The following is a 21,309-nucleotide window of genomic DNA, read 5'->3' as shown; positions in this document are numbered from 1 at the left end:
TGGTCAGGAAGCAACCGGCGGGCTGGTCAGGGATTGGGCAGTGAGGGGTTCGAACCCCCGACCCTCTCGGTGTAAACGAGACGCTCTACCGCTGAGCTAACTGCCCGGTGGAGGCTTTTTTCTAGCGCGTTCCCGGCCTAATTCAACACCTCGCGCGCGGAGGCCAGGAGCGCCGCGACCATCCGCCGCAGTTCCTCCTCCGTTGAGCAGTAGGGCGGGATGAGAAAGAGCGTCGCGCCCAGGCCGCGGGCCAGGAGGCCCTTGGCGCGGGCCCGTTCGTTGATCCGGTGCGCCAGCCGGTCCTGGGACGGGAAAGGTTCCCGGGTGGCGCGGTCGCGCACCAGCTCCACGGCCAGCACCATGCCCTCCTGCCGTACGTCGCCGGTCTGCGGCAGCTCCCAGAAGGCCTGGCTGGCTTCTTTTAGAATCGCCGCGCCGCGCGCCACCTTGGAAAGGGTTTGCTCCTCCTCAAAGAGGTCCAGGTTGGCCAGCGCCGCCGCGCAGCCCAGCTGGTTGCCCGAGTAGCTGTGGCCGTGGAAGAACGTCCGCTCCAGGCCGCCGCGAAAACCGTCGAAGAGCGGCTCGCGCACCAGCGTCGCCCCCATGGGAAGGAGGCCCGCCGTCAGCCCCTTGGGAAAGGGCCATCAGGTCCGGCGCCACCCCCTCCGCCTGGGAGGCCAGGAAGGCGCCCGTCCGGCCGAAGCCGGTGAAGACCTCGTCGACGATGAGGAGGGCGCCCGTTTCCTTCACCAGCGGGGCGACCTTGGCGAGGTAGCCCTCCGGCTGGAAGACCATGCCCGCCGCGCCCTGGATCTTCGGCTCGGCGATGAGGGCGGCCGTCTCCGCGCCGGTCTTTTCCAGCGCGCGCGCGGCGTCGTCCACGCACTCCCAGCCGCACTTCCGGTACGAGCGCGCGTCGGCCCGTTCCGGCCGGGCGCGGTTGTGGGGGCAGCGGTAGCAGCCGGCCATGGGAGCCGCCTCCGTGGGGAAAAGCAGGGGCCGGTACGCCCCGTGGAAGGCCGCGCTGCGGCCGATGCTCATCGCGCCCACCGTGTCGCCGTGGTAGCCGCCGCCCAGCGTCACGAATTTTTGCCGCGCGGGCTGGCCGTTTTGCGCGAAGTATTGGAAGGCGATCTTGAGGGCCACCTCCATGGCGGTCGAGCCGTCGTCGCTTAAAAAAGCGCGGCCCGGATCGAAGCCCGCCGCCCGGCAGAGGCGCGCGGCCAACAGGCTGCCGGGGCCGTGGCCCAGGCCCAGGTAAGAGGAGTGGGAAATTTTCCCGAGCTGCGCCGCCACCGCGCCCGTCAGGCGGGGATGATTGTGGCCGTGGAGGTTGGTCCAGATGGAAGAGTTGCCGTCCAGATAGGCGCGCCCGCGCGTGTCGGTCAGCGTCGCCCCCAGGCCGGACTCGATCATCACCGGCTCGTAGGCGGGATCGAGCCACTCGTCGATCGGCGTGAAGGGATGCCACGCGTGGCGGCGGTCCAGGCTCAAGGGATCTTCCATTTCCTCCATCCAAACAGAAACGGGAGAGGAAGGAAAAGGCAACTCGACCGTATCCAAAAAAGGATATTTTTTGCGAACAATTGGAGCGGTGCTACGTTCTCCCATGAACAAACTTAATCTGCTTCATGCGGCGATCGTTTCGGCATCCCTGTTCCTTGGCGCGGGCGCGGCCCTGGCGGTCACGCCACTCTCCCCCGCGGACCAGGCATTCCTAAAAAACGCCTACCAAACCGGCCTTTTCGAAATCAAAAGCGGCACCTATGCCGGGGACAACGCGGAGAACAGTTCCGTGCGCGACTTGGGCAAGGACATCGCCTCCGACCACACCTCCCTCAACAAAAAGCTGGCCGACTTTGCCCAGGACCACGGCTACGCCCTTCCCACCGACCTCACTTCGACGACGGTGAAGAAGGTGTCCGCCTTTTCCGCCCTTTCCGGCACCGCCCTGGACAAGGCCTACCTGAAATCGGTGAGCGGCAAGCATGAGGAGGCGATCCTGGCCTACAAGAAGGAGTCGGCGACGACGAGCAACGCCGACCTGCGCGAGCTGATCAACGGCGCCCTTCCCACCCTGAAGGACCACGCCGAAAAAGCGGAGCTGCTCAACACCAAGCTGGCCGCCCGCTAGCGTAAAGGGCGGGGACGCGGAAGCACCCTTCCGCGTCCCCGCAGGCGAGCGCCCGATTTTTTGCGCCCGGACAAATCGATGCTACGGTTCCCTATGATCAAGCTTAACCACCTCCACATCGCAGTCCTTTCCGCATCCCTCCTTTTTGGCGGCGCGGCTTCCGCGCTGGCCGATTCCACCCCGCTGTCCTCCACGGACAAGGCATTCCTCAAGTCCGCCGTCCAGGGCGGCCTCTTTGAGATCAAGACCGGCGACTACGCCGCCGAAAACGCCAAATACGACGACGTGCAGGACCTGGGCAAGACCCTGGCTTCCGACCACGCCTCCCTTAACAAAAAGCTGATCAGCTTTGCCGAGGACCACGGCTACTCCGTGCCGGCCGACGCCTCCGCCGTGACCAAGACAAAGGTGGGCGCGCTCACCGTCCTTTCCGGCGGCGCCTTTGACGCCGCCTACCTCAAGGCCCTGAAGAGCGCCCACAAGACGGACATCAAGGCCTTCAAGGAAGAGGCCGCGAACGGCAACAACAGCGACCTGCGCAGCCTGGCGAAGGACGCCCTCCCCACCCTGAAGCACCACTACAAGGAAGTGCGCACCGTCGAGGAGAAGCTGGACAGCAAGGACTAACCCTTAACCCGAGGAATTTCCCTATGAACGCTCCCCACCGCACTTTGAACGGCCGCGTGGGCGAGCGTTCGTCGGGATTAGGCGACATCTCCCCGGCGCTCGTCGAGGCGCGCGCCGAGGAGATCGCCGTCAGCGACGGCCGCCGCGCCGAGGAGGCGACGGAGGCCGACTACCGGCAGGCCGAACGCGAGCTCCTGGCCTCCGTGCCCACGGAGCGGCAGACGCCGGAGCCGCCGCGCGCCGTCCGCCTGCCGGAGCAGGCCATGGCCACGCCGGGCGTCCAGGCCCCCAACCCCTACCGCGACGAGGACGGGCAGATCGGCGCCGAGCTGGTGGAGGAAGGAGTCCAGGAGGCCGTCCACGACGACTTTGTCGAGGGCGGCAAGAAAACCCTCGCCGACGGGGCCGAATAAGCTTTACGGCGGGGGCGGGGCCGAAAAAAATCGGCCCCGCCTCCGTCGTCATGCGCCGCGCCCTTTTCATTTCCCTTTCCGCCGCGTTCCTTCCGTCCCCGGCCTTCGCGCAGGACGGAAGCGCCGCGCTGGCCGGCGGCGCCACCCTGGGCGATTTCCTGGGCCACGCGGGGCCGGTCTTCTGGATCTGCGTCCTCCTGGCCGCCGTCGTCACCGCGCTGGCGGTGGAGGGCTTTCTCAAATGGCGCTTCCGCGCCCTGGTGCCCGCGGAAGAGCAGGCGCAGCTGGCCGCCTTCCTGGCCGCCGGGGCCTACATGGAGGCGTGGGAGTATTGCCGCGCCCGGCGCTCCTTCTTCTCCGCCGTCGCCGCCGCGGGGCTGGAGCGGATGGGCCGGGGGCGCGATGCCGTCGAGTTCGCCCTGGAGGACGCGGCGATCGAGCAGGCGGTCCTCCTGCGCACGCCGCTCCACTATCTTTCCGCCATCGGCGTCGTCGCGCCCATGATCGGCCTGGCCGGGACGGTCCTGGGCATGATCCGCGCCTTGGCCGCGATGGCCCAGTCCGGAACGGGAGACTATGCCGCGCTTTCCGGGGCGATCGGGCAGGTCCTTGTCTCCACGGAGGCGGGGCTGGCCGTCGCCATTCCCGCCTTCGGCTTCTACTACTTCTTCAAGGCGCGCGCGCAGGTGGCCGTGCTGCAGGCGGAGCGGGTCCTCTTCGCCCTCTTTGACCAGGTTCCCTACGAGAGCCTGGGCTCCTCCCAATGAGGGTGCGCAGGCGCCGCCGGGGCGGCTCGGCCGCCGTCTTCGAGCGGGACGCCGAGTTCGAGTTCCAGGTCGCGCCGATGGCGGACCTCCTCTTCGTCCTCCTGGTTTTCTTCATGAGCGTGAGCAGCGTGGACGCGCTGCGGCGGCAGAAGCCGGTGGTCTTGCCCGCCGCGGCGCAGCAGGCGGCGCGGGCGGGCGCCGCGCATGAGGCGGTGGTGACGCTCGACGCGCGGGGCAACTGCACCGGCGAAGGCCGCGCGCTGGCCGGCGCGGACGACGTGCGCGCCTGGCTGCGCGCGCGGCGGGAGGGGGACGCGGCTCTGCGCGTCGTCCTGCGCGCGGACAAGGCCTGTCCCTACAAGGCCGTTGCGGAGGTGATGAAGCTCTGCGCGGCCGCGCGCATTCCGGAGGTCACCTTCGCGGTGAGGGCGGGAAAATGAGGCGCCGCCACGCGTGGGAGGAAGAGGAGCGCGACTTCGGTTTGCAGATCGCGCCGCTCCTTGACCTGCTCTTCGTGATGCTCCTTTTTTTCATGGTCACGGCGGGCTCGCACCGCGCGGAGAAGGAGCTGCCGCTCGACCTGTCCGCTGAAAAAAAACCGGCGGCGGGCGGAAGCGCCGCGCCGGAAAAAACGGTGCGCGTGGAGATCGCGGCGAACGGAAAGATCGCGGTCGACGGAAGGCAGGTGCCCGCGGAAGCCCTGTCCATGCGGCTTCGAGAGCTTCATGCGGCGGCGGGCGGCGTGCTCGTCGCGCCGGATGCGCGCGCGCGGCAGGAACATGTCGTCGCCGCGCTGGAGGCGTGCGCGGCGGCGGGCGTCGCGCGCGTGGCCCTGGCGGAGCCGTCGGGAGTGTGAACAACCATCGCGGGCGCTGAATGGCCGACGCGCAAAAATTGATTAGTTTGCGCGATAGAATTGATTCCCAAAAACTTCGAAACCTAAAATAAATTCTTGCGCGTTTTGCGTAGAATCTCTTATATCCGATTCATGGCTACCAAAAAACCCGCTAAGAAGGCTGTGAAGAAAGTTGCTGCTAAGAAGAAACCCGCTGCGAAGAAACCCGCCGCGAAGAAGAAGACTGTCGCCAAGAAGAAGAAATAACTTTTTAAAAAACCAAACCAAAAGGCGCCTCGGATTCCGAGGCGCCTTTTTCTTGCCCCGATGCGGGCACGAAAAACCCGGAAGGCGGTTGCCTTCCGGGTTTTCCTTTTGAGCGGGAGGGGGGCGCGTTCCTCTACACGTCCAGGTTGCGGACGTTCAGCGCGTTGTCCTCGATGAAGCGGCGGCGCGGCTCGACTTCGTCGCCCATCAGCTTGGTGAAGATGTCCTCCGCCTCGATGGCGTCGGAGACCTCCACTTTCATCAGCTTGCGGCGGGTCGGGTCCATCGTCGTCTCGAAGAGCTGCTTCGGGTTCATTTCGCCGAGGCCCTTGAATCGCTTGATCTCCAGGCCGCTGCGGCCGATTTCCTTGATGCGGGTCAGGATGTCGGCGGTGGAGAAGAGGGGGTGGCGCTTCTCGCTGTTGCCCTCGCCTTCGATCAGCTCGAAGAGGGGGGCGTCTTGGGCGGAGTAGTGCTCCACCTCCAGCCCCTTCTGGGCCAGCTTCTGCAGGATCTCGGCCACGGCCTTGCTCTCGTGCAGTTCCACGTGGAGGACGCGGCGCTTGGAGGCGGCGCCGTTCTTGTCCGCCTTGGCGGCGGGGGCGGCGGCGGCTTCCTCGCCTTCGGCGGGCTCCGCGGCGGAGCCGAAGAGGGAGAGGTCGGCGTTCTGCTCGGCGAATTTGGCCAGCTCCGATTCCGTGGGGAAGTAGTGGACGGCCTCCGTGTTCCCCTCGCGGATCTTCACGAGGTGGCGGGGGAGGTCGCCGCCCTTGCGCGCGTCGATGTAGGCGTCGAAGTCGCCGCCGTGGCGCTCGATGGCCTGCTTGAACTTGTCGAGGGCTTCCAGGAGGTCGAGGACTTCGGTGAGCTGCTTGGGGGTCAGCTCCTTCTTGCGGGCCAGGTCGACGACGCGGACGTCGGCCGCGCCCAGCTCGATGAGGATGCGGTTGAGCTCCTGGTCGCTGTCGATGTATTGCTCCTTCTTGCGGCGGGTGACCAGGTAGAGCGGCGGCTGGGCGATGTAGACGTAGCCCTGGCGGACCAGCTCCGGCATCTGGCGGAAGAAGAAGGTGAGGAGGAGGGTGCGGATGTGGGAGCCGTCGACGTCGGCATCGGTCATGATGATGACCTTGTGGTAGCGCAGGCGGGCCAGGTTGAAGGCGCCCTCTCCCTCTCCAATGCCGATGCCGGTGCCCACGGCGGTGATCATGGTGCGGATTTCCTCGTTCTGGAGGACTTTGTCCAGGCGGGCCTTCTCCACGTTGATGAGCTTGCCGCGGATGGGGAGGATGGCCTGGTATTGGCGGTTGCGGCCCTGCTTGGCGGAGCCGCCCGCGGAGTCGCCCTCGACGATGAACAGCTCGGAGTCTTCCGGGTTGCGGCTGGAGCAGTCCGCCAGCTTGCCGGGAAGGCCGCCGCCGGTCATGGCGGTCTTGCGCACGGCCTCGCGGGCCTTGCGGGCGGCCTCGCGGGCGCGGGCGGCGGTCAGGCCCTTTTCCACGACGCGCTTGGCCACGCCGGGGTTGGAGTCGAAGAAGGACATGAGCCCCTCGTAGACGCAGGAGGAGACGACGCCCTCGGCGTCCGGGTTGACCAGCTTCACCTTCGTCTGGGACTCGAAGCTGGGGTGGGGGTGCTTCAGGGAAAGGACGCAGACGAGGCCCTCGCGCACGTCGTCGCCGGTGATGGCGGGGTCCTTGTCCTTCAGCAGGTTGTTGGACTTGGCGTATTGGTTGATGGAGCGGGTCAGCGCGGTGCGGAAGCCGGAGAGGTGGGTGCCGCCGTCCGGGTTGGGGATGCCGTTGGTGTAGCAGAGGATCTGCTCGTTGAAGCCGTCGTTGTACTGAAGGACGGTGTCGAGGATGATCTCGTCCTTTTGCTTGGCCAGGACGATGGGCTTCGGGTGGAGGGGCTGGCGGTTCTGGGCGAACTGCTTCACGAATTCCTCGATGCCGTTCTTGAAGAGGAACTTTTCCGAGCGGATCTCGGCGCCCTCCTCGGCGCGCTCGTCGGAGAGGACGATCTCCAGGCCGGGGTTGAGGAAGGCCAGCTCGCGCAAGCGGTTGGCCAGGAGCTCGAACTTGAACTCGGTGGTGATGGTGAAGATCTCGGCGTCCGGCTTGAAGGTGATCTGGGTGCCGGTGGAGCGGCTCTTGCCGATGACTTCGAGCTTCTTGATCGTCTTCCCCTGCTCGAAGCTCATGAAGTAGACCTTGCTGTCGCGGGAGATCTCGACCTCGAACCACTCGGAGAGGGCGTTGACGCACTTGGCGCCGACGCCGTGGAGGCCGCCGGAGTATTTATAGGCGCCCTGGCCGAATTTGCCGCCGGCGTGGAGGTTGGTCAGCACCAGCTCCACGGCGGGGATCTTGAACTTCGGGTGGATGTCGACGGGGATGCCGCGCCCGTCGTCCTTGATGGTGATGGAGCCGTCGACGTGGACGGTCACCTCGATGCGCTGGCAATGGCCGGCCAGATGCTCGTCGATGGAGTTGTCCAGGACTTCGAAGACGCAGTGGTGCAGGCCGCGCTCGTCCGTGTGGCCGATGTACATGCCGGGCCGCTTGCGGACTGCCTCCAACCCTTCGAGTTTGTCGATTTTTGAGGCGTCGTAGACTTCTAGGTTCGCGGTGGCCATAATGGAAAGGGGGCATGGTGCCGAAAAAACGGCCCGCCAGCAACCCAAAAGAGCCCGAAAATTCATTGCCTAAACCATTGATGGAAAAAACCTTGCATAAAAGGTGGAACCGGGGGAGATAAGGGGCGCGCATGAGTTCTTCCCTGTCCAAAAAGGTCCTCGTCGTCGACGACGAGGCCGACGTCCTCGACGTCGTCTGCATGAACCTGAAGACGGCCGGCTTTTCCGTGGCCACGGCGGAAAACGGCACCTTCGCCCTGGCCAAGGCCCGGTCCGAGGTCCCCGACCTCATCATCCTGGACCTCATGCTGCCGGGAATGAGCGGCCTGGATCTGTGCCGCCTCTTTAAGAAGGAGGAGGCGACCGCCGCCATCCCCATCATCATGCTCACCGCCAAGGCGGAGGAGGTGGACCGGGTCGTCGGCCTGGAGCTGGGCGCGGACGACTATGTGGCCAAGCCCTTTTCCCCCCGGGAGCTGGTCCTGCGTGTCCAGTCGGTCCTGCGGCGCGGGACGACCGGCGGGGGCGGCGCGGCGGCCAAAAGCGGGCCGGAGGAGCGTTACGCCCTGGGGCCCCTGGTCCTGGACCGCGCCCGGCACGAGGTGACCATCGAAGGGGAGCGGGTCGACCTGACCGCCACCGAGTTTAAGCTTTTGGCCGTCCTCCTGGAGCGGCGGGGCCGCGTGCAGGGCCGGGAACGGCTCCTGAACGACGTCTGGGGCTATGAGAGCGTCATCGACACCCGCACCGTCGACACCCACGTCCGCCGCCTGCGGGAAAAGATGGGCCAGGCCGCCGAGTGGCTGGAGACCGTCCGCGGCGTCGGCTACCGGATCGTCGACCGTCTCTAGTCCCTGGGCTTTGCCTGTGAACGGCCTGCTCCACAATCCCCTCTTCTGGAACTACGCCGTCGTCGCGGCCTTTATCCTGGCGGCGCTTTTGGCCGTCTTTCAGCAGCGGTGGATCACGCCGGTCCGGCGGCTCCAGTCCATCGCCCGCTCCCTGGCGGCGGAGCAGCGGCCCCGTACCTTCCAGCTGGCCGGCGCGGCGGTCTTCGGCGCCATCGCGCAGGACCTGGAGAGGGTCTTCGCCCGGCAAAAGCGCCTGGCGGAGGAGCTGGCCCGGGAGAACGTTTCCGTCCAGACCCTCCTGCGCGGCATGGCGGAGGGGATGGCCGTCCTCGACGCCCAGGGCGCCATCCGGGAGGCCAACGACGCCTTCCTGCGCCTCTTCTCCTCCCAGGCCAGCCCGTTGGGACTCCCCATCGGCCAGGCGGTGCCCGCGCCGGAGCTGGAGGAGATGCTAAGGGAGACCGTTTCCGGGGGCCGCCCCCAGGCGCGGGAAATCTCCCTGCCGGACGCCAACGGGGAGGCCGCTCCGCGCCACTTCGACGTGAACGCCATCCCTCTGGGAGCGGGCTCTGTCGTCGTCTTCCACGACATTTCCCGCCTCCGCCAGCTGGAGGACGTGCGCCGGGAGTTCGTCGCCAACGTCTCCCATGAATTGCGCACCCCGCTTTCCATCTTCAGCGGCTACGTGGAGACTCTCCTGGACCAGCCGGACGTGCCGCCGCAGGAGCTGCGCCGCATCCTCATCACCATGCGGCGCCATTCCCTGCGGCTCAACGCCCTGGTGGACGATCTCCTGACCCTGGCCCGGCTGGAGGCCCGCCGCCTGCCGTTGGAGCGCGTCTCCCTGCGCGTGGAGCCCTTCCTGCGGCAGATCGCCGCCGACATCGCCTTCAAGCTGGAGGGGAAGCACATCGCGCTGGTGCTCGACGTCGCCCCCGACCTGCCGCCGCTGGAGGCCGACCCCTTCCGCCTGGAACAGGTCATCTACAACCTGCTGGACAATTCCATCAAATATTCGGAGGCGGGCAGCGCCCTGACCTTGCGGGCATGGCGGGAAGGGGAGGCGATCCACCTCCAGGTCCGCGACCAGGGCAGCGGCATCCCCCCGGCCGACCTGCCCCACATCTTCGAGCGGTTCTACCGCGTCGACAAGGCGCGCAGCCGCGAGGGGACGGGCGGCACCGGCCTGGGCCTCTCCATCGTGAAGCACATCGTGCAGGCGCACGGCGGCACCGTGGTGGCGGAGAGCCGGGTGGGGCAGGGCACCGCCATCACCGCCTCCTTCCCCGTCGGCGGGGAGGAAAGTTGGCTGAAACCCGGCCGATAGCCGAATTATAAGAAACAACCTTTATGAATACCTCCGGCAAGAAGATCCTCAACGCGGCGGCCAACACCCTGGGCATCCTGGGCGGTGTGGCCGTGATCGGCCACCAGATCCACGTCATCCATCAGAAAGAGGCGGCCTGGCAGGAAAGCCACCCCGCCCCGGCGGCGCCCCGTCCCCTGGCCACGATTTATCTTCCCTGTCCCGCCCTGCCCGGCGGGACCGCCGGCGGCCTGTGCGCCGCGTCGGTGACGGCCGAGACGGCCGACGCCCTGCGCCGCAGCGGCGGCGCGACTGCCTCCGCGCCGGAGGCCGGGCGCACCGTCACGCGCTGACCAGCCGCCGGTGCTCCACGTAGGCGACGATCTTCTGGGCGTCCTCACCGGCGCTCCAGACGTAGCGGAGGAAATCGGCGGGATGCAGGTCGTGCTCCTTCAGGAAGCGGCGGTCGCCGCCGCAGCCATACATCAAGTCCTTCGGCATCTCCCCGCGCAGCTTCGCCCGCGCCTTCTCAATCAGGCGTGGCAGCCAGGCGATGCCGTGGATCGCCGCCTCCTTGGCCGGGAAATCCTCCATCGTGCGGAGTTCCTGGGCCGGGCGCCCCTGCTGGACAAAGAGGAAGTAGTCGCGCCGGGCCGCCGCGATGAGGGCCGCGGTGGCAAAGTCCGGCTCCCCGTATTTCACCGCGTCCTCGGCAAAGTCGTAGACCTCCTGCGCCGTGTGGCCGATCGAGGCCAGGAACGCCTTGTCCTTTTCGTCGAAAATCGCCTCGGCCTCGCGCGCGCCCTCGCGGTAGGCGGCAATCGCTTTCTCGTACACGCTGCGGAAATCTTCGGTCCATTGGTAGGCGCTCATCCGGTCAGTCTACGCCCCGCGCGCGGGGGATGCAAATGAACCTCCCGGAAAGCCCCGGATCTCTCTGGAAAGAGCCCGCCTCCTTCCCGCCCCTGGGGGAAGGGGAGGTCCACCTTTGGCGGATCGATCTGCGCCGCCCGCCGGAAGACGGCCTCCTGGACGCGGCGGAGCGGGAGCGCGCCGCCGGTTACGCCGCGCCGGACGCCCGCCGCCGCTTCGTCGCCACCCGCGCCGCGCTGCGGCGGCTGCTGGGCGGCTATGCGGAACGGCCCGCCGCCGCGCTCGCCTTCGGGGAAGGCCCCCACCGCAAACCCTTCCTGAAGGCGGGCGGCGGCCTTGAGTTCAACGCCTCCCACACCGCGGAGACGGCGCTGCTGGCCTTCGCGCGCGGTCGGCGCGTCGGGATTGACCTGGAGCGGCTCGACCGCCCCGGCCTGGACCTGGCCGGAATCTCCGGCCGCTTCTTTTCCCCGGCGGAAGCCGCCTGCTGGAAGGCGGCCGGCGCCGACCGGCCTTCCTTCTTCCGCATCTGGGCGCGGAAGGAGGCCGTCCTCAAGGCGGAGGGGGGCGGCTGGACGGCAGGCGGCCGCCGCTTTTCCGTCGCCGCTTTTTGGCCGGGCGGCCAGGGCGAGAAGGAGACCCTTTTTTGGCCCCCGGCGGTGGCGTGGGAGCGGGGGCGCTTCGCCCTGTACGACGTCGCCGTGGGGGAGGGTTTTTCCGCCGCCCTGGCCGTCGCGGACCGCCCCCCGGAACGGGTCCTCTACTTCAGGGAGTAGGCATTTTTTCCGCTCTTCCTGCGGAAAAAATAGCCGAATTACGTACTATGGACCTCACTCCTTTCGGGAAGCCCGCCGCCAAGTCCGTTCCGCTCCCTGCCCGTTTTTGGGAAGAGCTGGACCAGGCCGCCGGGGTTAACCTGGCCCGCGCGCAGGGTAATCTGAGCGTTCCCGCCTATCTGGCCACCGCGCCGGAACGGGGCGTCCTGGCGGCGGTTCCGGCGGAGCAGGGGCAGGCCCTCGTCGGCCAGGCCCGCGCCTTCGTCAAAAGCGATTTTTCCTACGGTTCCGCCCGGGGAGAGCAGGTGGCCAAAATCCTCGACGCCCTGCCGGGCGGTCCCGCTGCCGACGCGGCGGAGCGGAAGGCCGCCGCCTTCCTGGAAAACTTCGACCAGGCCGTCCAGGTCCGCGCCCAGCGCCAGCAGGGCAACTTCGCCATCCCCGCTTTCAAGGGCGCCCAGGCGGAAACCACGCTTCAGGGCGTCCCCTCCGCCGAGGCGGCGGGCCTGCTCAATCATTTCCAGGCTTTCCTCGACTCCCCGCACGGCGCGTCGGACGCGGGCGACCGCACCCTCCTGGCCGACCTGCAGAAGGAGACCGGCGCGCGGACCGCGCGGGAATCCCTCCAGGCGATTCAGGTGCGCCCGGCCATCGCCGACCGTTCCAAGGAAGGTTCCTACAGCCTGACGCCGGAACGGGAATTTTAACGCGCTTTCCATCCCCCCAAGCCCCCCATGCAAATCGACCTCAAGAGCCGTCCCACCCTCAAGCAAATCGCCGCCGCCGACGAAGTCCTCGGCACGCCCGATCAGATCAAGAGCAGCTTCCTCACCGCCGTCCAGTTCGCCACCAAGGCGAAGGGGCCCGTGCACGAGCAGGCGGAGCAGGCGGCGCTCAAGCTCCTGCAGGGGCTCTCTCCCGCCCGCGCCCTGGTGGTGAGCGAGAAGAGCGTGGCCGAGCTGCAGAAGGCCGGCTTCGTCGCCACGCCGGCCACGGTCGACCTCCTCAACCTCTGCAAGCGCGATTCCCTGGAGCGGTGGAAGGAGCTGAAAGCCCACAGCGCCTCCATGCAGCGTGCGCCGCAGGGGCTGACGAACTTCGGCGAGAAGCTTTCCCAGGCGATTTCCGCCCGGCAGGTTTAAGGCCCGCGCGGCCTTAGCTGCGGGCCGCGTGGTATTCCTGGAGCGACTTCACGCTCACCCCGTCGGCCCGCTTTTTCAGCGCGCCCATCGCCTCCACGGCCGCCTGCGCGCCCGCCAGGGTGGTGATGATCGGCACCCGCTGGGAGAGCGCGGTGGCGCGGATGTGGACGCCGTCGGCGCGGGCCGACTGGCCGGAGGGGGTGTTGATGACCAGGGCGATTTCCCCGTTCTTCAGCATGTCGACCACGTTGGGCCGCCCTTCCGAGATTTTCAGGAGGCGGCGGCAGGGCACCCCGGCGGCGACGAGGGCGTCGGCCGTGCGGGCGGTGCTGTAGACGGTGAAGCCCAGGCGGTCCAGGCCGCGCGCCACCTCGACGGCGCCGGGCTTGTCCCGGTCGCAGACGGAGAGGAAGACGTTCCCGCCGGCGGGCAGGGCGGAGGAGGAGGCCATCTGCGTCTTGGCGAACGCCAGGCCGAAGTCGTCGTCGATGCCCATCACCTCGCCGGTCGATTTCATCTCCGGTCCCAGGAGGATGTCGACGCCCGGGAAACGGTTGAAGGGGAGGACGGCCTCTTTCACGGAGAAGTGCTTGGGGACGATCTCCTGGGTGAAGCCCAGCTCGGCCAGGGTCTTGCCCGCCATGATCTGCGCGGCCAGCTTGGCCAGGGGGACGCCGATCGCCTTGCTGACGAAGGGGACGGTGCGGCTGGCGCGGGGGTTGACCTCCAGGACGTAGACCAGCCCGTCCTTCACGGCGAACTGGACGTTCATCAGGCCGCGCACGCCCAGCTCCCTGGCCATGGCCAGGGTGGCGCGGCGGATTTCCGCCTGCACTGCCGGGGAGAGGTTGCGCGCGGGGATGGCGCAGGCGCTGTCGCCGGAGTGGACGCCCGCCTGCTCGATGTGCTCCATGATGGCGCCGATGACGGCGTCCTTCCCGTCGGCGATGCAGTCGACGTCGACCTCCACGGCGTCGTCCAGGAAGCGGTCGATGAGGACGGGCCGTTCCGGGGAGGCCTCCACGGCGTGCCGCATGTAGTGGGAAAGCTCGGCGTCGTCGTAGACGATCTTCATCGCGCGGCCGCCCAGGACGAAGGAGGGGCGCATCAGCACGGGGTAGCCGACGGCCGCGGCGGCGGCCAGGGCCCCGGCCTCGTCGCTGGCGGTGGCGCCGGGGGTCTGGCGCAGGCCCAGCTTTTCCAGCATCTCGGCGAAGAGCTGGCGGTCTTCCGCCCGCTCGATGGCGGCCACGGAGGTGCCCAGGATGGGGACGCCCGCCTTTTCCAGGCCGGCGGCCAGGTTCAGCGGCGTCTGCCCGCCGAACTGGACGATGGCGCCCCAGACTTTCTCCCGCTCGTAGATGTTCAGGACGTCTTCCAGCGTGAGGGGCTCGAAGAAGAGCTTGTCGGAGGTGTCGTAGTCGGTGGAGACGGTTTCCGGGTTGGAGTTGACCATCAGCGTCTCGAAGCCGAGCTCCTTCAGCGCGAAGGCGGCGTGGACGCAGCAGTAGTCGAACTCGATCCCCTGGCCGATGCGGTTGGGGCCGCCGCCCAGGATCATGACCTTGCGCTTGCCGCCTTCCGGGCGGCTTTCGTCGTCGGCCCGGTCGTAGGTGGAGTAGAAGTAAGGGGTGTAGGCCTCGAACTCGGCGGCGCAGGTGTCGACCAGCCGGTAGCTGGGAACCAGGCCCGCCTCCTTGCGGCGGGCGCGGACGTCGGCCTCGCCGGTCTTCCAGGCGCGGGCGATCTGCCGGTCGGAGAAGCCGTTTTCCTTGGCCCGGGCCAGCGCCTCGGCGCCGGTGTCGTCGGCCAGGGCGGCTTCCTCTACCACCAGCAGGCGGAGGTGTTCCAGGAACCAGGGGTCGATCTTGGTGGCGGCGTGGACCCGTTCCAGCGTCCACCCGGCGCGGAAGGCCTGGCGAATCATGAGGAGGCGGTCCGGCGTGGGGGTGAGGAGCTTTTGCTGGATCTCCTCCTCCGCGGGGATCTCGTCCCCGCCGCCCTTGCCGCCGCCGAAGCCCCAGGCCCCCGTCTCCAGGGAGCGGAGGGCCTTCTGCAGGGACTCGCGGAAGGTGCGGCCGATGGCCATGGCCTCTCCCACGCTCTTCATGGCGGTGGTGAGGGTGGTGTCGGCGCCGGGGAATTTCTCGAAGGCGAAGCGGGGGATCTTCGTGACGACGTAGTCGATGGTCGGCTCGAAGCTGGCGGGGGTCTCCCGCGTGATGTCGTTCTTCAGCTCGTCCAGGCGGTAGCCGACGGCCAGCTTCGCCGCGATCTTGGCGATGGGGAAGCCGGTGGCCTTGGAGGCCAGGGCGGAGGAGCGGGAGACGCGCGGGTTCATCTCGATGACGACCATGCGGCCCGTCTCCGGGTCGACGCCGAACTGGATGTTCGAGCCGCCCGTCTCCACGCCGATCTCCCGGATGACGGCGAAGGAGGCGTCCCGCATGATCTGGTATTCCTTGTCCGTGAGGGTCTGCGCGGGGGCCACGGTGATGCTGTCCCCGGTGTGGACGCCCATGGGGTCGAAGTTCTCGATGGAGCAGATGATGACGCACTGGTCGGCCTTGTCCCGCATCACCTCCATCTCGTACTCCTTCCAGCCGAGGAGCGACTCCTCGATGAGGATCTCGGAGACGGGGGAAAGGGAGATGCCGCGGCCGGCGATCTCCTCGAACTCCTCCTTGTTGTAGGCGACGCCGCCGCCCGTGCCGCCCATGGTGAAGGCGGGGCGGATGATGAGGGGGTAGCGGCCGATCTGGCGCGCCACCTCGCGGGCCTCGTCGAGGGAGTGGGCGACGCCGGAGACGGGCACGTCCAGGCCGATGCGGAGCATCGCCTCCTTGAAGAGGAGGCGGTCCTCCCCCTTCTTGATGGCCTGCGCGTCGGCGCCGATCATTTCCACGCCGTGCCGCTCCAGCACGCCGGAGCCGTGCAGGGCCATGGCGGCGTTGAGCGCGGTCTGGCCGCCCAGGGTGGGGAGGAGCGCGTCGGGCTTTTCCCGGGCGATGATCTTTTCCAGGATCTCGGGGGTGATCGGCTCGATGTAGGTCCGGTCGGCGAACTCCGGGTCGGTCATGATGGTGGCCGGGTTGGAGTTGACCAGGATGACCCGGTAGCCCTCCTCCTTCAGCGCCTTGCAGGCCTGGACGCCGGAATAGTCGAATTCGCAGGCCTGGCCGATGATGATGGGGCCGGAGCCGATGAGGAGGATGGAGCGGAGATCGGTGCGCTTGGGCATGGGGTCCCGGAACTATGGGGACCCGCCGAAACGGGGCAAGGAAGTTTGCGCGGAAAGCTTGCCGCGCAGGGGCTTAGGCCGTGTTAACGAACCCGTTCCTGCTGCGCGCCGCCGCCGGGAATGCGGCGGAAGGGGCGCTGAAAGGGGGTGTCTAGGAACTGGCGGACGCCGCCCTGGACGCCGATGCCGCTGATGTTGTTCTCCGCCACCACTTCGCCGCTGATGTAGGTGCCGTTCCGGCTGACGCCGCCCAGGAGCTGGCTGCCGTTCTTGACCACGATCCAGATGCCGGTGGTGTGCGGGCCGTCGACCACGCCGCCGTTCTCCGCCTTCGAGTGCATGAGGTGGGCGCCGCCGGTGACCTTGGCGCCGCTGAGAACCTCGCTGCGCTTGTGAACGTGGGTGCCTTGCCCGCTGACCAGGGCGTCTTCCACCCGGCTGCGGTTGACGAGGGCGCCGTCGGAAACCTCGGCGTTTTTCAGGCGGGAGCCGAAGACGCGGCCTCCGGCGATCCGGGAGTTTTCCGCCACGGTGCGGTTGGGCCAGAAGTGGTCGCCCTCGGAATGGTCGCCGTGGACGATGGAGCCGTTGGTGACCGAGGTGCCGGGCTTGAGGAGGGTGTTGGGGCCGACGAGGGAGTCGGCGACGAGGACGTCCTTGTCCAGGAAGGTCCTGCGGCCGCAGACGATGGCGCCGGGGCGGACGGTGGCGCCGGGCTCGACGTGGGAGTCGTCGCGAACCCAGCCGCCCCAGGTCTTGTCCGGGTTAAAGTGGCGGGACCAGGACTGGCCGTCCGGGGAGATGGCGTGGATGGCGGTGTCCAGGGAACCCAGGGGCTTGCTGGCGGAGTAGCCGGTCACCTGCCACGCCCCTTCGGGGACCTTTTCCCCCAGTTCCCGGTTGAGGATCTGGGTGATAAGGGCGAATTCCTTCTGCATGGCGGCGGTGTTCATCGGTATGGGTAATTCGGCTATTGCGGGTTATTTTTCCTCATCTTTTGACTGAAAAGTGGAAAAGAAGAGGATCAGGGCCACTGCCGCCAGGATCAGGGCGGCGCCTCCGCCGGTGCGGGGGGAGAAGGCCTCGCCGCCCAGGGTAATCCCCGCCAGCAGGGCGACGAGCGGGCACATGAAGGCGTAGGTGCTGACCGGCAGGGGCGGGCAGGTCCGCAGGAGCCAGAGATAGAGGGGAAAGCCCAGCAGGCAGTCGCCGACGAAGAGATACCCGTAGCCGGTCCAGGCGCGCGCGTCGATTCGGGCCGGGAGGGTCTCCCCCGCGGCGGCGCTGAAGGCCAGCAGCGCGCCGCCCCCGCAGACCATCTGGAGCGCGGCGAGCCGGAGCGGGGAGGGGGGCTCCCACTTCTTCTCCTCCTGCTTGAGGTAGAGGGAGGCCAGCGTCCAGACGAAGGAAAGCCCCAGCATGACCGCCACGCCCAGCCGGTAATGGGCGGCGGGCGTGACGGGATCGACGAGGAGGGCGATGCCGCCGAACCCGAGGGCCAGCGCCAGCCAGACGGGCGGGCGCGGCCGGGGCCCGAGCCCCCAGGCCCACACGCCCAGGGCCATCCAGAGCGGGATGGTGGCGACGAGGAGGGCGGCCAGGCTTGAGTCGATGTATTGCTCGGCGAAGGCGATGCCGCCGTCCCCGCAAAAGACGAAGGCCCCGCCGCCGACGGCGGCCAGGCCCCATTCCTTTCTTCCCGCGCGGGGCGGCGCGGCGCGGCGCAGCCGGGCGGCGGCGGCCAGGGCGGCCCAAAGGAGGAGCCCGGCGGCCAGGTAGCGGGACCCGGCCATGAAGAAGGGGGGCAGGGCGGCGACGGCCCAGCGGACGGCCAGGTAATTCACCCCCCACAGGAGGTAGAGGGCCAGGAGCCCCAGGACGGCGCGGCCGGTCAAGCGAGGAGCTGGTACCAGTTGTCCCGCTGGCGCGCCTCGTAGCCGGCCTCCCGGATGAGGCGGGTCATCTCGTCGACGGTCAGACGGAAGGAGGTCCCCGCCGCCGAGACGACGTTTTCCTCCATCATGACGCTGCCGTAGTCGTTCGCCCCGAATTGGAGGGCCACCTGGCCGATCTTCGGCCCCTGGGTGACCCAGCTGGACTGGACGTTCTCGAAATTGTCCAAAAAGATGCGGCCCAGGGCCTGCATGCGCAGGTATTCGTGGCTGCCGGCGGGCGGGGCCTTCAGCACGGTGCCCTCCGCCTGGAAGGTCCAGCAGATGAAGGCGGTGAAGCCGCCGGTCTCGTCCTGCAGGTCGCGCAGGCGGAGGAGGTGCTCCAGGCGGTCGTCGAGCGTCTCGACGTGGCCGAACATCATGGTGGCGCTGGAGGAGAGGCCGTGCCGGTGGGCGATGCGCATCACTTCCAGCCACTGGTCGGCGTTGCACTTGAGGGGGGAGATCCGGTTGCGGACCTTGTCGACGAGGATCTCGCCGCCGCCGCCGGGGATGGAGCCGAGGCCCGCCTCCTTGAAGCGGACGATGACTTCCTCCAAGGACATGCCGAAGACCCCGGCGAAGTGGTTGAACTCCGGCGGGGAGAAGCCGTGGATGTTGATCGTGGGGTGCTTTGCCCGGATGTGGCGGAGGAGGTCGAGGTAGTAGTCGATCGTCAGCTTCGGGTGGTGGCCGCCCTGCATGAGGATCTGCGTGCCGCCGATGGCCTCCAGCTCCGTGATCTTTTGGGAGATCTGCTCCGGGGTCAGGACGTAGTGGTCGTCGTCCTTTTCCGTGCGGTAGAAGGCGCAGAACTTGCAGTAGACGTTGCAGACGTTGGTGTAATTGATGTTCCGGTCGACGATGTAGGTGACGACGCGGTTGCCCTGGCCGTCGTAGGCGGCGCTCTTCTTCTGTTGGCGGCGGGCGTCGGCCAGGAGGGCCAGCTCCGCCAGGGGGGCGTGGTAGAGGGAGCGGGCTTCCTCGACGGAGACGCGTTCTCCATTGAGGACCTTTTCCTTGGCGGCGGAATCGACGAGCGGGGCGATCATATCCAGTGGATCTCGGGCACCCGGGAAAGGACGCCCAGTTCCTTAAGATACTCCGCGAAGCGCAAAAGGCCCGCTTTTTCCTCCGCCCCCAGGTCGTAGCGGATGTAGCGGGTGAAGTATTCCCTTTCGAAGGCGTCGCGGGCGATCGCGTCGCGGGCGGCCAGGCCCTTTTCCTTCGTCTCTCTTAGGAAGCGGCCCAGCTCCGGCGTGGCCGCTCCCCGGCGGACGACCCAGGCGGCGAAGACGAAGGGGAGCCCGGTCCACGCGTGCCAGAGTTCCCCCAGGTCCAGGACGGGGGTTTCCGGGTGGGCGGCGCGGAAGGCGATGGCGGGATCGCCGATGAGGAGGCGGGCGTCGGCGGGGGCGTCGGGCAGGACGTAATCGACCTTCCGGCCGTGGCCGATTTCCAAAAGGACCCGCGCCAGGAGGACGGAGGTGCGGGAGGAGGGGTCGAGGGCGACGCGGGAGATTTCCCCCAGGGCCTTCTTCCCCTCCGGGATGAGGATGACGCTGTAGACCGCCCCCCGGGCGGCGACGGCCGCGCCGTCGACCACGGCGTAGTCCTCCGCGCGCTGGAGCAGCTCGGCGACGGGGACCAGGGCGGCGTCGAACTCGCCCGCGCGGAGCGCGTCGGCCAGCCGGGCGGGGACCAGGCCGCGCGGCTCGGGCTCGAGGCCGTGGATGAGGGGGGCGACGTTCCGGTAGGGGACCGAGCCGAGGCGGGGCAGGGGTGTCATGGCTCCCGCTTCCAGTCGATCATGCGGACCTGGACCCGCCCGCGGTAGTCGTCCCAGGAAAGGGAACCGGCGATGGAGAGGGGGCCGCCGGGATAGGCCCGGTCGGCGAAGCCGAAGCCGATCGCCTCCCGCTCCCCGTCCAGGAAGAGTTTGATGTGGCGCTTCACCGCCTGCGGGGGACGCCGCAGGGCCACGCGCCGCAGGGCGAAGACCGGCTGCGGGTTCTCCCGGCCGAAGGGGGCGAGCCGGTCGAGGCTGTGGTAGAGGTTTTCCGAAATCTCCGCCGGATCGAGCGCGGCGTCGACGCGCAGGCGCGGGACCAGGTCCTCCGGGCGGACGGCCTTCCGCAGCCAGCCGTTGAAGCGGTCCTGGAAGGTGGGGAGGTGCTCCTCCCGGATGGAGAGCCCGGCGGCCATCTCATGCCCGCCGAAGCGCAGGAGCAGGGGCGCGGCCTCCTGCAGGCCCAGGACCAGGGAGCAGCCTTCCACGCTGCGGCCGCTGCCCTTGCCCTCGCCGTTCTCGTCGATGCCGATGACGATGGCGGGCCGTCCGTAGCGTTTCTGCAGCCGGGAGGCGACGATGCCGATGACGCCGACGTGCCAGCCGCGCCGCCCCAGGATGAGGGCCCCCTCCGGCAGCGCGCCGCCCAAAAGGGACAGGGCCTCGTCGTAGGTCTGCTGCTCCAGGGTCTGCCGCTCCCGGTTCTGCCCGTCGAGGGCCTCGGCCAGGCGGGCCGCCTCGGCGGGATCGTCGGTCAACAGAAGGCGCAGGGAGGCGGCGGCGTCGTCCAGCCGCCCGCTGGCGTTGATCCGGGGGGCGATGCGGAAGCCGATGTCGTCCGCGGTGACGGGGCGGCGGACGCCCGCCACGGCGATGAGGGCTTGGAGGCCGGGATTGCCTCCCTGGTCCAAACGGGCCAGCCCGTGGCGGACCAGGATGCGGTTCTCGTTGCGCAGCGGCACCAGGTCGGCGACGGTGCCGACGGCGACCAGGTCGAGGTGGTCGCGCAGGTCGATCCGCTCCCGCCAGGCGGGCTCCAGTTTCAGGAGGCCGTGGCAAAGCTTGAAGACGAGGCCTACGGAGGCGAGCTGCCGCGCGCTGGCGGCGGCGGGCTGGGCGGGGTCGTCCCGGTGCGGGTTGACGAAGGCGCGGCAGGCGGGAAGCGTCTCCGGCAACTCGTGGTGGTCGACGACGACGGCTTCCACCCCCTGTTCTTTGAGCCAGGCGATCTCCGCGTGAGAGGAGGTGCCGCAGTCGACGGCGACCAGGAGCTTCGGCCGCAGCGTTTCCAGGCAGCGGGCGGCGGCGGCGCGCGTCAGGCCGTAGCCTTCCTCCCGCCGCAGGGGGAGGAAGGGCTCCGCGTTGCCGCCCAGGGCGCGCAGGAAGCGGCAGAGGAGGGCGCTGGAGGTGATGCCGTCGGCGTCGTAGTCGCCGAAGACGGCGATCGGCTCCCGCCGCGCCACGGCCCCGGCGATGGTGATGGCGGCCTCCTTCAGGTCGGTGAGGAGGAAGGGGTCGAAGAGGTCGCCCAGGCGCGGGGTGAGGAAGTGCTGGGCCGCCTCCGGCGTGGGGAAGCCGCGCCGGACCAGGAGCGCGGCGACGAGGGGTTCCACCCCCAGCGCGCGGGAGAGTTCCGCGGCGGCGGCCTCCTCCCCCGCCGCGGCGGCGCCCAAAACCCAGAGGGGCGGGACCGGCGGCGGGGCGGAGGACTCGGGCATC

The 21,309-nt window shown here is 68.5% G+C and carries 21 protein-coding genes, 1 tRNA gene and 1 pseudogene; 12 read left to right on the top strand and 11 right to left on the bottom strand.

The features are described 5' to 3' along the window. Positions 1–34: 34 nt before the first annotated feature. The 3 genes and pseudogenes from PW734_02135 to PW734_02125 form a co-directional block, all read right to left on the bottom strand. Positions 35–106 (bottom strand) — tRNA-Val (locus PW734_02135). A 31-nt stretch (positions 107–137) separates the two neighbouring features. After that, a complete protein-coding gene (locus tag PW734_02130; GenBank protein ID MDE1169999.1) occupies positions 138–590 on the bottom strand; it encodes an aminotransferase class III-fold pyridoxal phosphate-dependent enzyme in 453 nt (150 codons plus the stop codon). 106 nt (positions 591–696) lie between these two features. Then, positions 697–1,416, bottom strand: a pseudogene (locus PW734_02125) (aminotransferase class III-fold pyridoxal phosphate-dependent enzyme). A 193-nt stretch (positions 1,417–1,609) separates the two neighbouring features. On the opposite strand from PW734_02125, the gene PW734_02120 reads away from it, so the two are divergent. From PW734_02120 to PW734_02095, 6 genes are all read left to right on the top strand, one after another. Further along, the gene (locus tag PW734_02120) at positions 1,610–2,134 is read left to right on the top strand and encodes a DUF4142 domain-containing protein (GenBank protein MDE1169998.1); all 525 of its coding nucleotides are present in this window, start codon (positions 1,610–1,612) and stop codon (positions 2,132–2,134) included. 93 nt (positions 2,135–2,227) lie between these two features. After that, positions 2,228–2,761 (top strand): DUF4142 domain-containing protein, encoded by a 534-nt coding sequence (locus PW734_02115; protein MDE1169997.1) that lies wholly within the window; start codon positions 2,228–2,230, stop codon positions 2,759–2,761. 23 nt (positions 2,762–2,784) lie between these two features. Then, positions 2,785–3,174, top strand: coding sequence for a hypothetical protein (locus PW734_02110; GenBank protein ID MDE1169996.1), 390 nt, complete (start codon positions 2,785–2,787; stop codon positions 3,172–3,174). A gap of 50 nt (positions 3,175–3,224) precedes the next feature. Further along, positions 3,225–3,941 (top strand): MotA/TolQ/ExbB proton channel family protein, encoded by a 717-nt coding sequence (locus PW734_02105; GenBank protein ID MDE1169995.1) that lies wholly within the window; start codon positions 3,225–3,227, stop codon positions 3,939–3,941. After that, complete coding sequence (locus PW734_02100) at positions 3,938–4,381, top strand: biopolymer transporter ExbD (GenBank protein MDE1169994.1); 444 nt, start codon at positions 3,938–3,940, stop codon at positions 4,379–4,381. Before PW734_02105 ends, PW734_02100 begins: the two co-directional genes overlap by 4 nt. After that, positions 4,378–4,797, top strand: coding sequence for a biopolymer transporter ExbD (locus tag PW734_02095; GenBank protein ID MDE1169993.1), 420 nt, complete (start codon positions 4,378–4,380; stop codon positions 4,795–4,797). The genes PW734_02100 and PW734_02095 overlap by 4 nt, the downstream gene beginning before the upstream one ends. A gap of 379 nt (positions 4,798–5,176) precedes the next feature. Here PW734_02095 and gyrB read toward each other — a convergent pair whose 3' ends face one another. Further along, positions 5,177–7,681: a DNA topoisomerase (ATP-hydrolyzing) subunit B gene (gyrB, locus tag PW734_02090; protein ID MDE1169992.1), complete on the bottom strand. Its 2,505-nt coding sequence runs from the start codon at positions 7,679–7,681 to the stop codon at positions 5,177–5,179. A gap of 131 nt (positions 7,682–7,812) precedes the next feature. Here gyrB and PW734_02085 point away from each other — a divergent pair, with 131 nt between their 5' ends. From PW734_02085 to PW734_02075, 3 genes are read left to right on the top strand one after another with little or no spacing between them, the layout of a single operon-like run. Further along, positions 7,813–8,532, top strand: coding sequence for a response regulator transcription factor (locus PW734_02085; protein MDE1169991.1), 720 nt, complete (start codon positions 7,813–7,815; stop codon positions 8,530–8,532). Positions 8,533–8,548: 16 nt separating this feature from the next. After that, the gene (locus tag PW734_02080; protein ID MDE1169990.1) at positions 8,549–9,859 is read left to right on the top strand and encodes an ATP-binding protein; all 1,311 of its coding nucleotides are present in this window, start codon (positions 8,549–8,551) and stop codon (positions 9,857–9,859) included. 23 nt (positions 9,860–9,882) lie between these two features. Next, positions 9,883–10,191 carry a hypothetical protein gene (locus tag PW734_02075; GenBank protein MDE1169989.1) on the top strand — a complete coding sequence of 103 codons (309 nt, stop codon included), beginning with the start codon at positions 9,883–9,885 and terminating at the stop codon, positions 10,189–10,191. Here PW734_02075 and PW734_02070 read toward each other — a convergent pair. Then, a complete protein-coding gene (locus tag PW734_02070) occupies positions 10,181–10,711 on the bottom strand; it encodes a DUF5069 domain-containing protein (protein MDE1169988.1) in 531 nt (176 codons plus the stop codon). The genes PW734_02075 and PW734_02070 overlap by 11 nt on opposite strands. A gap of 29 nt (positions 10,712–10,740) precedes the next feature. Between PW734_02070 and PW734_02065 the strand changes: the two genes are divergently transcribed. Genes PW734_02065 through PW734_02055 form a run of 3 tightly spaced genes read left to right on the top strand, consistent with a single transcriptional unit; the run spans position 10,741 to position 12,629 of the window. After that, on the top strand, positions 10,741–11,487 hold the full coding sequence (locus PW734_02065; protein MDE1169987.1) for a 4'-phosphopantetheinyl transferase superfamily protein: 747 nt from the start codon (positions 10,741–10,743) through the stop codon (positions 11,485–11,487). A 47-nt stretch (positions 11,488–11,534) separates the two neighbouring features. Continuing rightward, positions 11,535–12,194 (top strand): hypothetical protein, encoded by a 660-nt coding sequence (locus PW734_02060; protein ID MDE1169986.1) that lies wholly within the window; start codon positions 11,535–11,537, stop codon positions 12,192–12,194. 27 nt (positions 12,195–12,221) lie between these two features. Continuing rightward, positions 12,222–12,629, top strand: coding sequence for a hypothetical protein (locus tag PW734_02055; GenBank protein MDE1169985.1), 408 nt, complete (start codon positions 12,222–12,224; stop codon positions 12,627–12,629). A gap of 13 nt (positions 12,630–12,642) precedes the next feature. Here PW734_02055 and carB read toward each other — a convergent pair whose 3' ends face one another. The 6 genes from carB to recJ all read right to left on the bottom strand — a co-directional run bounded on the left by carB (position 12,643) and on the right by recJ (position 21,308). After that, a complete protein-coding gene (carB, locus tag PW734_02050; GenBank protein MDE1169984.1) occupies positions 12,643–15,870 on the bottom strand; it encodes a carbamoyl-phosphate synthase large subunit in 3,228 nt (1,075 codons plus the stop codon). 83 nt (positions 15,871–15,953) lie between these two features. Beyond that, entirely contained in the window at positions 15,954–16,823 is an 870-nt protein-coding gene (locus tag PW734_02045) for a hypothetical protein (protein MDE1169983.1), read from the bottom strand. 27 nt (positions 16,824–16,850) lie between these two features. Continuing rightward, a complete protein-coding gene (locus tag PW734_02040; GenBank protein MDE1169982.1) occupies positions 16,851–17,765 on the bottom strand; it encodes an EamA family transporter in 915 nt (304 codons plus the stop codon). Continuing rightward, a complete protein-coding gene (gene mqnC / locus PW734_02035) occupies positions 17,762–18,853 on the bottom strand; it encodes a dehypoxanthine futalosine cyclase (GenBank protein MDE1169981.1) in 1,092 nt (363 codons plus the stop codon). The genes PW734_02040 and mqnC overlap by 4 nt, the downstream gene beginning before the upstream one ends. Continuing rightward, positions 18,850–19,590, bottom strand: a complete 741-nt coding sequence (locus PW734_02030) for a menaquinone biosynthesis protein (GenBank protein MDE1169980.1) — start codon at positions 19,588–19,590, stop codon at positions 18,850–18,852. Before PW734_02030 ends, mqnC begins: the two co-directional genes overlap by 4 nt. Next, the gene (recJ, locus tag PW734_02025) at positions 19,587–21,308 is read right to left on the bottom strand and encodes a single-stranded-DNA-specific exonuclease RecJ (GenBank protein ID MDE1169979.1); all 1,722 of its coding nucleotides are present in this window, start codon (positions 21,306–21,308) and stop codon (positions 19,587–19,589) included. Before recJ ends, PW734_02030 begins: the two co-directional genes overlap by 4 nt. Between the last annotated feature and the right edge of the window lies 1 nt (position 21,309).

The sequence above is a fragment of the Verrucomicrobium sp. genome (genome assembly GCA_028283855.1).
Taxonomy (GTDB): Bacteria; Verrucomicrobiota; Verrucomicrobiia; order Methylacidiphilales; family GAS474; genus GAS474.
The sequence above is the reverse complement of the archived record's forward strand: the minus strand, read 5'-3'. Positions and strand labels throughout refer to the sequence as shown.

Excerpts from the sequence above, each read along its gene's own strand:
- recJ (MDE1169979.1), bottom strand. The coding sequence starts at position 21,308 with ATGCCCGAGTCCTCCGCCCCGCCGCCGGTCCCGCCCCTCTGGGTTTTG.
- PW734_02055 (MDE1169985.1), top strand. The coding sequence starts at position 12,222 with ATGCAAATCGACCTCAAGAGCCGTCCCACCCTCAAGCAAATCGCCGCC.
- mqnC (MDE1169981.1), bottom strand. The coding sequence starts at position 18,853 with ATGATCGCCCCGCTCGTCGATTCCGCCGCCAAGGAAAAGGTCCTCAAT.
- PW734_02120 (MDE1169998.1), top strand. The coding sequence starts at position 1,610 with ATGAACAAACTTAATCTGCTTCATGCGGCGATCGTTTCGGCATCCCTG.
- PW734_02110 (MDE1169996.1), top strand. The coding sequence starts at position 2,785 with ATGAACGCTCCCCACCGCACTTTGAACGGCCGCGTGGGCGAGCGTTCG.
- PW734_02115 (MDE1169997.1), top strand. The coding sequence starts at position 2,228 with ATGATCAAGCTTAACCACCTCCACATCGCAGTCCTTTCCGCATCCCTC.
- PW734_02045 (MDE1169983.1), bottom strand. The coding sequence starts at position 16,823 with ATGAACACCGCCGCCATGCAGAAGGAATTCGCCCTTATCACCCAGATC.
- PW734_02105 (MDE1169995.1), top strand. The coding sequence starts at position 3,225 with ATGCGCCGCGCCCTTTTCATTTCCCTTTCCGCCGCGTTCCTTCCGTCC.
- PW734_02100 (MDE1169994.1), top strand. The coding sequence starts at position 3,938 with ATGAGGGTGCGCAGGCGCCGCCGGGGCGGCTCGGCCGCCGTCTTCGAG.
- PW734_02065 (MDE1169987.1), top strand. The coding sequence starts at position 10,741 with ATGCAAATGAACCTCCCGGAAAGCCCCGGATCTCTCTGGAAAGAGCCC.
- PW734_02070 (MDE1169988.1), bottom strand. The coding sequence starts at position 10,711 with ATGAGCGCCTACCAATGGACCGAAGATTTCCGCAGCGTGTACGAGAAA.
- PW734_02060 (MDE1169986.1), top strand. The coding sequence starts at position 11,535 with ATGGACCTCACTCCTTTCGGGAAGCCCGCCGCCAAGTCCGTTCCGCTC.
- carB (MDE1169984.1), bottom strand. The coding sequence starts at position 15,870 with ATGCCCAAGCGCACCGATCTCCGCTCCATCCTCCTCATCGGCTCCGGC.
- PW734_02085 (MDE1169991.1), top strand. The coding sequence starts at position 7,813 with ATGAGTTCTTCCCTGTCCAAAAAGGTCCTCGTCGTCGACGACGAGGCC.
- PW734_02030 (MDE1169980.1), bottom strand. The coding sequence starts at position 19,590 with ATGACACCCCTGCCCCGCCTCGGCTCGGTCCCCTACCGGAACGTCGCC.
- PW734_02075 (MDE1169989.1), top strand. The coding sequence starts at position 9,883 with ATGAATACCTCCGGCAAGAAGATCCTCAACGCGGCGGCCAACACCCTG.
- PW734_02095 (MDE1169993.1), top strand. The coding sequence starts at position 4,378 with ATGAGGCGCCGCCACGCGTGGGAGGAAGAGGAGCGCGACTTCGGTTTG.
- gyrB (MDE1169992.1), bottom strand. The coding sequence starts at position 7,681 with ATGGCCACCGCGAACCTAGAAGTCTACGACGCCTCAAAAATCGACAAA.